The organism is Ruminococcus sp. OM04-4AA (genome assembly GCF_003462585.1).
Classification (GTDB): Bacteria; Bacillota; Clostridia; order Lachnospirales; family Lachnospiraceae; genus Mediterraneibacter; species Mediterraneibacter faecis.
In genome coordinates this window covers 1-9,697 of the sequence record NZ_QTZH01000076.1, presented here as the reverse complement: position 1 = coordinate 9,697, position 9,697 = coordinate 1, and the positions used below count along the sequence as shown (strand labels likewise).

The 9,697-nt window shown below is 33.2% G+C and carries 17 protein-coding genes and 1 pseudogene; 6 read left to right on the top strand and 12 right to left on the bottom strand.

What is annotated here, in order from left to right; translation table 11 throughout:
- Window positions 1-52: 52 nt before the first annotated feature.
- From DXB52_RS14220 to DXB52_RS14185, 9 genes are all read right to left on the bottom strand, one after another.
- A complete protein-coding gene (locus tag DXB52_RS14220; RefSeq protein WP_118107889.1) occupies window positions 53-502 on the bottom strand; it encodes a hypothetical protein in 450 nt (149 codons plus the stop codon).
- A gap of 133 nt (window positions 503-635) precedes the next feature.
- Window positions 636-866 carry a hypothetical protein gene (locus DXB52_RS14215; RefSeq protein WP_118107887.1) on the bottom strand — a complete coding sequence of 77 codons (231 nt, stop codon included), beginning with the start codon at window positions 864-866 and terminating at the stop codon, window positions 636-638.
- 126 nt (window positions 867-992) lie between these two features.
- Window positions 993-1,508, bottom strand: coding sequence for an HNH endonuclease (locus tag DXB52_RS14210; protein ID WP_118085350.1), 516 nt, complete (start codon window positions 1,506-1,508; stop codon window positions 993-995).
- Window positions 1,509-1,525: 17 nt separating this feature from the next.
- The gene (locus DXB52_RS14205) at window positions 1,526-1,813 is read right to left on the bottom strand and encodes a hypothetical protein (RefSeq protein ID WP_118107885.1); all 288 of its coding nucleotides are present in this window, start codon (window positions 1,811-1,813) and stop codon (window positions 1,526-1,528) included.
- A 249-nt stretch (window positions 1,814-2,062) separates the two neighbouring features.
- Window positions 2,063-2,218, bottom strand: coding sequence for a hypothetical protein (locus DXB52_RS16265; protein ID WP_181989223.1), 156 nt, complete (start codon window positions 2,216-2,218; stop codon window positions 2,063-2,065).
- A gap of 14 nt (window positions 2,219-2,232) precedes the next feature.
- Window positions 2,233-2,550, bottom strand: coding sequence for a hypothetical protein (locus tag DXB52_RS14200; RefSeq protein WP_118107883.1), 318 nt, complete (start codon window positions 2,548-2,550; stop codon window positions 2,233-2,235).
- Window positions 2,551-2,568: 18 nt separating this feature from the next.
- Complete coding sequence (locus tag DXB52_RS14195; protein WP_118107881.1) at window positions 2,569-2,820, bottom strand: hypothetical protein; 252 nt, start codon at window positions 2,818-2,820, stop codon at window positions 2,569-2,571.
- Window positions 2,821-2,834: 14 nt separating this feature from the next.
- The gene (locus tag DXB52_RS16260) at window positions 2,835-2,990 is read right to left on the bottom strand and encodes a hypothetical protein (protein ID WP_181989222.1); all 156 of its coding nucleotides are present in this window, start codon (window positions 2,988-2,990) and stop codon (window positions 2,835-2,837) included.
- 141 nt (window positions 2,991-3,131) lie between these two features.
- Window positions 3,132-3,413 carry a hypothetical protein gene (locus tag DXB52_RS14185; RefSeq protein ID WP_118107877.1) on the bottom strand — a complete coding sequence of 94 codons (282 nt, stop codon included), beginning with the start codon at window positions 3,411-3,413 and terminating at the stop codon, window positions 3,132-3,134.
- Between the two features lie 339 nt (window positions 3,414-3,752).
- Between DXB52_RS14185 and DXB52_RS17515 the strand changes: the two are divergent.
- The 5 genes and pseudogenes from DXB52_RS17515 to DXB52_RS14165 form a co-directional block, all read left to right on the top strand.
- Window positions 3,753-4,073, top strand: a pseudogene (locus DXB52_RS17515) (ArdC-like ssDNA-binding domain-containing protein); the annotation flags it as partial.
- A 108-nt stretch (window positions 4,074-4,181) separates the two neighbouring features.
- Complete coding sequence (locus DXB52_RS17510) at window positions 4,182-4,598, top strand: zincin-like metallopeptidase domain-containing protein (RefSeq protein WP_270371114.1); 417 nt, start codon at window positions 4,182-4,184, stop codon at window positions 4,596-4,598.
- Window positions 4,599-4,661: 63 nt separating this feature from the next.
- Window positions 4,662-5,102: a hypothetical protein gene (locus DXB52_RS14175; protein ID WP_118107875.1), complete on the top strand. Its 441-nt coding sequence runs from the start codon at window positions 4,662-4,664 to the stop codon at window positions 5,100-5,102.
- A gap of 405 nt (window positions 5,103-5,507) precedes the next feature.
- Window positions 5,508-5,891, top strand: a complete 384-nt coding sequence (locus DXB52_RS14170; protein ID WP_118107873.1) for a hypothetical protein — start codon at window positions 5,508-5,510, stop codon at window positions 5,889-5,891.
- Between the two features lie 23 nt (window positions 5,892-5,914).
- Window positions 5,915-6,199, top strand: a complete 285-nt coding sequence (locus DXB52_RS14165; RefSeq protein WP_181989220.1) for a helix-turn-helix domain-containing protein — start codon at window positions 5,915-5,917, stop codon at window positions 6,197-6,199.
- Between the two features lie 283 nt (window positions 6,200-6,482).
- Here the strand turns inward: DXB52_RS14165 and DXB52_RS14160 are convergent, their stop codons facing one another.
- From DXB52_RS14160 to DXB52_RS14150, 3 genes are read right to left on the bottom strand one after another with little or no spacing between them, the layout of a single operon-like run.
- On the bottom strand, window positions 6,483-7,292 hold the full coding sequence (locus DXB52_RS14160; protein WP_118107869.1) for a hypothetical protein: 810 nt from the start codon (window positions 7,290-7,292) through the stop codon (window positions 6,483-6,485).
- Window positions 7,293-7,326: 34 nt separating this feature from the next.
- Entirely contained in the window at window positions 7,327-8,187 is an 861-nt protein-coding gene (locus DXB52_RS14155; protein ID WP_118107867.1) for a hypothetical protein, read from the bottom strand.
- Between the two features lie 17 nt (window positions 8,188-8,204).
- On the bottom strand, window positions 8,205-9,275 hold the full coding sequence (locus DXB52_RS14150; RefSeq protein WP_147343385.1) for a hypothetical protein: 1,071 nt from the start codon (window positions 9,273-9,275) through the stop codon (window positions 8,205-8,207).
- A gap of 290 nt (window positions 9,276-9,565) precedes the next feature.
- Between DXB52_RS14150 and DXB52_RS17505 the strand changes: the two genes are divergently transcribed.
- Window positions 9,566-9,697: magnesium transporter MgtE N-terminal domain-containing protein (locus DXB52_RS17505; RefSeq protein ID WP_472520338.1), on the top strand; the 132-nt coding region annotated here is incomplete at its 3' end.

Sequence of the window (9,697 nt, the reverse complement as noted above, 5' to 3'; positions counted from 1 at the left end):
TACTTAAATTATAACGTACAACATTCTGTACGTCAATATGTTTTTATAATTCTTAGTTATTATAAAACTCTTTCAATAAACGATTTGCATTCTTATTCGCTTCTTTAACATTTACATCCGGGAACTGCTCTTCTAAATATTCAATAAGATCTACATTCTTATGATTGATTGTTATTTCAATATCTGTTTTCTCTGTTAATCCACCATCTGTTAGCTTATCAAGTAAAGCAACTATTTCAGCTCTTTGCGAGTCGTTCATCTTACTGTCATATATATCCAGCATTTCCTTTACTTCTTCTAATCTTCTACATGTTTTTTCATCTATCTTCTTATCAAGATCCTCTTTAGTCTTAAATTTTTCTTTAGATTTTAATATTTGATTTTTTTGCGTTTGCTTAATGGATAAAACTTTTGCCTTTGAAAATAACTCCTCTTGATACTCATCGTCTAACTCTGAATACAAAGTAATCAACTCTTCTATTTTTTTAGGATCAAGATTCATGTTTTCACCATCCTTTACAGCTTTATATTATATGCTATATTACCTGAATGAAACCTGCTACCATATTGGGGTTTACTGGTGGTACAATTTCAAATTTGAAAGTCCCGTTTCATCTGCTGTTAATTTTCTCTTATCATTTAGCTTTTGTTTCTTTTACGCCTGTTGGAATCTCTTCTCTTCCCTTTTCTCTTAAGACACCATTTACAAGATTAATTACAAAAGGATTCACTCCATCATAGCCTTCTTCTTTTGCAAGATTTTTAATTACATCTCTATATCCTTTAGGAACTCTTATTTTAATATCTTCCAACTGTTTTAAATAATTATTATTGGAATCTCTTTTTTTATCACTTAAAGCCAACATTCCGTCCTCACTTTCTCTATTATCAAGAACTGATCTCCAGCCTTTTTAATAGTATATCATAAGTCCTCTGTTCTGTCATATTTAAGATTAGCACCGACAGAAATAATTTCCATCAGTGCCATTCTCTTAAATAATTTTTCGCAATATTGCAGATGATATTTCCCACATAAAATTCCCTTTTCGCTTCTTATCCATTTGATACATAAAGATATTTGTGACACGATTTGTGAAATCATCTGGAAGAATATTTCTTTTCAATGTATTGCAGGATGCACAAGCAATTTGAATATTACTCAATTCATCTTCTCCACCCAAATCTAAAGGAATGATATGATCTAGTGTCATATTTTCCAATGTCAATTTTTTTCCGCACAACTGACATCTTCCATCAAACTGGTGATACAACATCTTTCTTGTTCCTGGACTTCTCTTTTTTCTTCTTGTATGTCTCCATACAATCTTTTTTGTTTTCGTATCGAAAATATAGTATCCCTTTGTTTTAGCCGGAGCTTTCTTCATATAATTTTTGGCTTGATTTACACTGTCGTATTGAATTGCCTTACTGATATCTTCTGTTTTCCGATGCTTTCCGTCTTCGTTGAAATAAATATAGTATATACCATTTGTAATTACAAGTGCCATGTTTTAACTTCCTTTCTCTAATATTCATTAGGAAACAACACTGTTGTAGCTAATCTGTCTGCTTCAGTAATAATCCATATCTTTCCTTTGCAAGTCTGATATGCTCCAATTAATCTGTTTCCCTCTATTAATGCTTGTTCATTGGCTGCCTTATCTTCTTCGCCCATTTCTCCCCAGTCTTTATCACAAAATCTTTCCAATGCCTTAAAGATTTCAATTGCAAAAAGCTTGTTCTCCAAAAGTTCTATGCTAATTTTCTGACTTACTACCTGGCTTCCAAGTGTGAAATATTTTGAACTAAACATTTTCGCTCTCCTCTAATTTATACAGCAATTCTTATGATTAATAATCTCTTCATAATCAATGAATCCTGAACCCTCTGAACCGTCATATTTCCATCCCCATTCCTCACAGACTTTCTCTGCTTGTGATTCTGTTTCAAGAATTTGAATTGTAATATTAGTTCGTGTTAAGAAAACTCTATACATCTTTTCTCCTCTTCTTAATGAGTAGCGGTCAATCAAATGACCACTAACTCAATAATTACCTTTATTTTATTTCTTCTTTTTCAAAAGCTTGGAATCGTCAAAATATTTTGTTCGTTCTCCACAAAAGTGTGTTCTTGGCTGTAATATCACACTCTTCCCAATTCTTTTAACTACTCCGCTCTTGTCTGTCTCAACTGCAAATTCTGTTATTGATTTTTTCATCTGCTTCACCCCTACTAAACTCCGAGATACATTTTCATATACTGATATGCAAGCTTTCTTGCTTGTAAATCAACTAATTTAATGTGGTTCTCAATGTCTGAACTTTCTGAATGGATATATGTCAACTTGTCCTCTACTGGCATTGTTGATATCAAATTGTTGACAATCGGATATACTATTTTTTTGAATACATCTTTGAAAAGCTCTATAAACTCCTGCTTGTTTGGAATATCGCAGTTCATATAGATCGGCTCAATTTCTTCCGTGTATTCCTTAAAAGATATGTAACTCTCACTCTTACCACTCATTTCTATAAATTCACTGTACATCATGACCGCTGTTCTCCTCTCCTAATATCCAACTGCTACCCACCAGGCAACCATTCCTACAATAGAAAAAAATGTAACTGCTGTTGTCATGTATGCAGAATGATTTAATTCTTTCTCAACTTTCTTTCTGCTCTTATGGCTAATCTGTTTATGCTGTGTTCTGTTCATCTGTACTGGCTTTCGGCAGATGTTGATAGTTTGAATCTTTGTCACTGGCTCTGTCGGCTCGATTACTGTATAAGCACCAAAATCTGCGATTGTTTTATATCTCATGTTCTTCACCCCCTTTATTCGCATTCAAGATAAATATGAAACTCGTTGTTTTCACAATCAACCATTTCAACCTGTCTGTCATTCAGTTCAAATGGAATCGAATTTCTGCTGTCATAGCTTGCAATGATTTCGCCATCGTCCCATATATACATATTTTTGCTTTCGTTCATTACTGATAAAATGTTTCCCGACTTCATTATTTTTACCTCACTTTCATTCTGTCTGCTGTCCTCTGCTTTTAATAGAGACTTGGAACTCTCACTGCGCACCGTGGTAGCATTACAGCTTGGCGGATTTCTCCGCCGTGACTGTTATTTAATTCTGAGGACTGAAAAGAATGTAACTTTTTCATATGGTTTCAAGCTCTCTCCTAAATCTTCCTCTAGTTTCTTTCTGTCAAGCGTTGTTCTGCTCTGTGATTTATAAGTTACTTTCGCATTGTTCGTAATTTCTTCTGTCAGATTGTGTTCTTTCATATAGAAAATGACTTCATTCTCTAATACTTTCAGCTCGTTCTCAGTCTCTTCTTTCAATGCTTTTAAACTTCTTAATTCTTCAATCTTCTTTTCCAATTCGTTCTTTGTAATACACATATGTTTTTCCTCTCTTTCTTTTTATAAGAGCTTTCAGCTCCGACAGGCTTTAAAGCTATCTAAGGTTTCTCGACCGTCTCATTATCCCCTTATCCCTCATCGGTATTACGTTGGTGTCTTCGGTACGCTTTCGCCACTTCGTTTTCACCCTTCGCTGTTTGCTCTGTTGTTTTGTTTGTGACTATATCTTAGCATGTACCCATGCCATTGTAAATTGACAAATCGCACAAACATGTACCCATGTTTTCGTTAATTTTGTACATGTACCCATGCTTGACATATAACATGTACCCATGTTAATATTATATTAACAAATAAATACAGAGGAGGTTCTACTATATGAAGAAATCAGTATATGAAATTATTACAGAACGAATTATTGAACAGTTAGAAAATGGAGTCATCCCATGGCAGAAACCTTGGACAGGAACACACAGCTGAGCTTACAATAGAATAAGTAATAAGCCTTATTCATTATTGAATCAGATGATTTTAAAACATGGTGGAGAGTATGCAACATTCAAACAATGGAGTGATTTGGGCGGTAAGATTAAAAAAGGTTCTAAATCAGAAGTAGTTACATTTTGGAAGATTCAGCCATATGAAGAAGAAAATGAAAACGGTGAAAAGGTAATTAAACAGATACCTTTATTAAGATATTACAACGTCTTTCATATTTCTCAAGTCGATGGAGTTGAACCAAAAGAGCAATTGAAAATATCAGAACTTGAACCAATTGAAGAAGCCGAGAAAATCAAAACAGAATACATGAACAGAGAACGCTTAAAGATATTTGAAAAGGTAACAAACAAAGCTTTTTACACTCCGACTTTCGATTATATTGAAGTACCGTGTAAAGAACAGTATCAGAATATAGAAGAATTTTATTCTACACTGTTTCATGAAATGATTCACAGCACTGGACATAAGAACAGGCTCGACAGATTGGAAACAGGAGCAAGCGCACACTTCGGAAGTGAAACCTATTCAAAGGAAGAACTCGTTGCAGAGCTTGGAAGTGCTACACTTGTCAATATGTTAGGCATTGAAACAGAAAAAAGCTTTAAAAATTCAAGTGGATATATACAAGACTGGTTGCAAGTATTAAAGAACGACAACAAGTTCATCGTATCAGCAAGTAGCAAAGCAGAGAAAGCAGTTAAATACATACTGAATGAACAATAATAAATAAGGGTGTAGTGTATAGGCTACACCCTATTATCACATAAGAAAGAGATTAAAAGAGATATGAAAAGAACATTGATAACATGGATAATAACAAGCATGATAACAGGAATGACAATACCGCACATGATAGATACTGAAAGCACAAAGACAGCAACACAAAGCAGACAAGAGACAACAACAGAAACAACGGTCAATAGTTCACTGAATGGAATTGATATGACAGGATTTGAGACAGAAATATATTATATCAATTCTGCTGAAGATTTCGACAGATGCACCTACGCAGTACAGAATAGAAATGGCAAGATAATTATTGAAGTCGTTCATGCGGTTGTTACTTCTGATAATGGAGATGCAAGGATTACAGCAGATGGAAGTTATATAAAATATTCTGCGGATGATGTAAAGATAGGGGATACAATGGAGACGGTATTGGTTTACAATCCATCAAATAATTATATTGATGATGTGATGTACAGAGCAGACACTTTTCTTGAGTGACTCTAACAAGCGTAAAAAAATAGGCTAAAGGATTTTCAAAGTCCTCTAGCCTTTTTCGTCTGTCTGTTCGTTATTCCACTCTAAGCATTCCTTAAAATTGCTTTTCTATAACGGTAAACAGCAACAGAAATTTTTGCATTATTTTGTTTGGTCGGTGATGGTTTGGTTCTTGTCTGTGTTGCTCTGTCTCTGCTATAGTGGTGCTTATGGTGCGAGGGTAGTTAAAATCATAGAGAGACAATCTGCTTTTTCAGATAGTATAATGTGATTCATCCACACACTGAGTCAATTTTTCGTAATAAGATATTCTGCATTGACTTTATATAAAACACCTATTCTCGCAGTTTTTTATTTTTACAACTCATGATATAATAAAGGGAAATAATATATAGGAAGGTGTTACATATGCGTATATATCATACACTAGGTGGACAGTATCTTATACATGACAGGGAATTTTCAATCGGTACAGTCGTACTACACCTAGACAATGGAATTGAAATTTTTTGTAACAAATCCAACTTCTATTCAAAGAAACATAACCTACATGTTTTATTATATCTCCCCGATAAAAAAACATGGGTTCAGGGTGAAATGAAAAACAAGTATACAGATCTCATGTGGGATTATTATAAGAAAAATGAGGAAAAAATAAATCCTAAAAGAATTTTCAAAAAACGTTATCAACATAAAGAAAATAAGCATGGAACGAAACGTGTTACTGTCCCTAAAAGTGTTCAATGGTCTATGAAGCATCCATTTCAGGGCGGTGGTGTTTCTCCTAGGTGAATATACAAATGGAGGCATATAAGATGAAAGTAGAGTTTAACAGGCTTTTTGAAAAGCTAAAAGCAGAGGGTTTAACGCAAAAACAATTTAGAGACTCAGCTGGAATTGGTAGTAGCACGCTGGCAAAAATGTTACACAATGAATCTGTCACAACGGAAAGTATTTGTCGAATTTGCGACTATTTCCACTGTATGCCGGATGAGATAATGGAATTCATCCCTGATGCAGATTATATAGAAAAACAAAAGGCAAAAGAAGAAGTCCAGGCACAAATTGATCAGCTTCAAGCGAAACTGAAGAACTTATAAAAGTTTAGCACCTAACCAGGGTGCTATTTTTATACGATTCACGCCACAAAATTGTGAAGTCAATTTTTCGTAATCATTAATCTCACACCCCAAGCTCTCGACCTTCTGTGTCTCATGGTTCAAGCAGCATCACACAAATAGGAGGGGGGCGTATGTTTACATCCAGAAAAAAGAGATACTTATATATCAAGTACCTCTTTTAGAAAATGTTGTGCATCAATATAATTTTTCGCTCGTGTTGTAAACTATTTTGTTTCTTTCTATTATTAATCGAAATAGAGCCTTATTGAATACCTGTAACTTCATATGGTGTTGAGAAAGAACCTGATATTAACACTCCGTCTGCATTTTCATATTCATATGAATTAGTTACCGCTTTTGTTATTCCAGAATCATATGCAAATGTTAATTCTAATACTCCACTTTCCCCAGGGGCAATTTCAAAAAACGTAGCATTCTTATTGTACGATTTGTAAGATTTTATCTGCACATCGTCTATATTATATTCATCAATTGAGATTCCCTTGAAAGTAAGATTTTCAGAAGTATTGTTTTTGATTTCGTACTTTATAACAAAGAATCCGTTTCCTATAGACTCCACAGAAGCATTTACAATTTCTAATTCATCTTCGTGCCATAATCCTTCAGCTTTAAGTAATTCCTCTGCACTTTTCGCACCTCTTATCAGTTCAAAAGATGCGTCATTAATATTAAAACTAATCGTATCGTCTTTGTACTCAATTTCCCATTTTTGGTCATTTTTGTAGAGATAGTATTTTTCATCCTCGCATCCCCATGTAAACTGTGTTAAATTAAATTCATTTGTTTGTGATTCTATTGTTCCATCATCTTTGAAATTAAAAACATCTGGCTCTGAATACAACTTTCCATAAATCATCTCTGCCATTGTTGCTGATCCTGCTGCTGTAGAAGTCTTGTTTAATGTCCATTCTCCAAGCAGCGGTGATTCTGCTAAAACATTTCCTTCTTGATTGTTAGTAGATGGTTGATTCTTTTTATTATCAGAGCATCCGGTAAGCAGAATACCAATACCCATTATACAGCTAACTAATATTATTGCTATTTTTTTCATAATTTCTTTGCTCCTAAAAAAACAATTTCACCTTTTAATCAGACGTAAAATTAAGATTGATACTTTCTATATCTTGATTTTTCTGATTTTTAATTTTCATAATACCGTCGAATTTTTGAAAATCCATAATTTGAATATTATCGTTTGAACTACTATATAAATAACCTATATAAATACCACTTGAATGCGAATTAATAGTTGCAACCGAAGAACCATATACAGATCCATCGATTTTTAAATCTTCATCGCCCCAAAATCCTACAGTTATAGCATTACCCATCTTATTTTCTATACAGAAATTCATTTGATTAATATCTATACTATTAAAATATACTGCAACATTCTCGTCGTCATATACCAGTTTTTCTTTTTCCAAAGTAGAGTATGTGTTTTCATTTCCACCTAAATCAACATCACAAACATCAATTGTGCCTTTTGAAGATCCATCTATGAAAATATCTCCTGATAAAGACATTTTATTATGTTCTGGAATATCAATATCTCCCACTTGGACTATTTCTCTAGTTTCCCCTGCTTTTATATTTTGATCGCTACTGCTGTCTGCATATAGTGATAACTGCGTGCCATCTAAGCTAATATCAAGTTGCAACCACTCCACATCATATTTCGACTTATTAGTTGCTTCAAATATAATATTATTAGCTGTAATTTCTTTACACTTTAATGATATTATTCCATCTTCAAAAACCACTTTATCCACTAAGAATATTGTATCTTCCGAATCCATTGTCGCTTGTTCGATTTTGTTATCTTGGGAAGATACATTATTTCTTGAATGGACATTGCTTTCATTTTGCTGCTTTCCAGAGCATCCAGTGAAGAGAATTCCTGCTCCAATTATGCAGCTTGCCAATAATAATATTGTTTTTTTCATGACTTATTTTCTCCTAATCAATCAACATATTTTTTGTAGAGTATACAATCTTCCCAAGATTCTTCCACATCATATTTATCTTTCAATCTTTCATAAGATGTTTCAGTAAATGAGCCTTTCTTAGTATTAAAATACATTAAATTTGTATCATAATCTATTTCATCAAGATATTCCGCATTGGCTACTACAATATTTCCGTCTGCCATTTTTATGTACAACTTATCATAAAAATCGCTTAAATTATCGGAAAGATCAACCTCAGAAACATTTCCTGATTTATCACATTTTAATGCAAAAAAGTCTTCATCATCTTGTATGATAATCCAATCGTTTGTCCACATTATGTATTCCACATCATTATCATATGTGTCGTAAGCATGTTCATAATGGGTATATATGTCATGACTTCTATCATTTTCATCGATTGCACATAGCGTTTTCACAGTTCCTAAATAATCTTCCTCTGTTTCATAAATTTTATATGCCAATCCATTTCTACTTATATTGGTATTGTAATAGTATAAATCATCTTCAGAATACACTGTTTTAAAATCTTGATTTCCAAAGGCTTTATCATAATAACCTACATTACTAGATAACTGTTCACCATACTTATTATATAATTTTTTAAATTTGCTTGATTCTCCCATTAACTTCAATGCGTTATCCCATTGCTCATTATCCATTGAAGTTTCAATTTTTTTAATCGTATGATTGTATTGATATACCTTAAGAAGACAGGCAGTACAAATAATAACTACAACGGCAATAATAGCTATAACACCATTTTTTTTCTTCTTAACTTGTTCTTGCTTCTCGTTTTTTTCTCGTTGAATTCGTTGCTCTTCTTGTCTCTTTTCAAACAGTTTTTTTTCTTCTTCCTCTTGTCTTAACATTTGATTGAGAGTAAATTGTGCATTGTCTTTAGAGAAACGTTTAGCTTCTTCTTTAGATGTCTTACAATTAAAACACACCTTTCCTGTATTAACTTCACCGCAAATGCACTGCCAATAATTAGACTGGTCTATCATATAATACTTGGCTTGTTTATTGATTTTCTGTGCATACGGAATATATTCAACATCCATTTTCTGTTGACAAGTCTGTATATAACAAGGTTCAGGCAAACTTTCTATTTTCCCATCTTCATAACATATCTGTTGAACATACAATTCAATTTTTCTAATATTGCTATCCGGTAAAAAAATTTTGTTTGGAATTTCCTGATACTTATCAGGTAATAAACGTAAATCTTGGACAAGTACAGAAAAATTTTCTTTTATTATTTATTAAAACTGGATTATTAAATTCAAAGCTGTCAGAAGTATTCTCGATGTAATGAACGAAGTGGACATAGCCTCTCTTCTCTCAACTTTAAGTGATAAAGAACTGGCTCTTGCTTTTTCGTCTTATTCCAAAAGATAAAGCTGCTGAAGTATTTTCCAATATGGACACTTCCATGCAGACTTATCTGGTAACAATGTTTACTGAGAAAGAGCTGAAAGAGCTC

Bases quoted from the DNA above. Each gene is read 5' to 3' on its own strand.
- DXB52_RS14160 (WP_118107869.1), bottom strand. From the start codon at position 7,292: ATGAAAAAAATAGCAATAATATTAGTTAGCTGTATAATGGGTATTGGT.
- DXB52_RS17510 (WP_270371114.1), top strand. From the start codon at position 4,182: ATGAACAGAGAACGCTTAAAGATATTTGAAAAGGTAACAAACAAAGCT.
- DXB52_RS14200 (WP_118107883.1), bottom strand. From the start codon at position 2,550: ATGATGTACAGTGAATTTATAGAAATGAGTGGTAAGAGTGAGAGTTAC.
- DXB52_RS14150 (WP_147343385.1), bottom strand. From the start codon at position 9,275: ATGGATGTTGAATATATTCCGTATGCACAGAAAATCAATAAACAAGCC.
- DXB52_RS14170 (WP_118107873.1), top strand. From the start codon at position 5,508: ATGCGTATATATCATACACTAGGTGGACAGTATCTTATACATGACAGG.
- DXB52_RS14165 (WP_181989220.1), top strand. From the start codon at position 5,915: ATGAAAGTAGAGTTTAACAGGCTTTTTGAAAAGCTAAAAGCAGAGGGT.
- DXB52_RS16265 (WP_181989223.1), bottom strand. From the start codon at position 2,218: ATGAAAAAATCAATAACAGAATTTGCAGTTGAGACAGACAAGAGCGGA.
- DXB52_RS14220 (WP_118107889.1), bottom strand. From the start codon at position 502: ATGAATCTTGATCCTAAAAAAATAGAAGAGTTGATTACTTTGTATTCA.
- DXB52_RS14215 (WP_118107887.1), bottom strand. From the start codon at position 866: ATGTTGGCTTTAAGTGATAAAAAAAGAGATTCCAATAATAATTATTTA.
- DXB52_RS14175 (WP_118107875.1), top strand. From the start codon at position 4,662: ATGAAAAGAACATTGATAACATGGATAATAACAAGCATGATAACAGGA.
- DXB52_RS14210 (WP_118085350.1), bottom strand. From the start codon at position 1,508: ATGGCACTTGTAATTACAAATGGTATATACTATATTTATTTCAACGAA.
- DXB52_RS14195 (WP_118107881.1), bottom strand. From the start codon at position 2,820: ATGAGATATAAAACAATCGCAGATTTTGGTGCTTATACAGTAATCGAG.
- DXB52_RS14205 (WP_118107885.1), bottom strand. From the start codon at position 1,813: ATGTTTAGTTCAAAATATTTCACACTTGGAAGCCAGGTAGTAAGTCAG.
- DXB52_RS14185 (WP_118107877.1), bottom strand. From the start codon at position 3,413: ATGTGTATTACAAAGAACGAATTGGAAAAGAAGATTGAAGAATTAAGA.
- DXB52_RS16260 (WP_181989222.1), bottom strand. From the start codon at position 2,990: ATGAACGAAAGCAAAAATATGTATATATGGGACGATGGCGAAATCATT.
- DXB52_RS14155 (WP_118107867.1), bottom strand. From the start codon at position 8,187: ATGAAAAAAACAATATTATTATTGGCAAGCTGCATAATTGGAGCAGGA.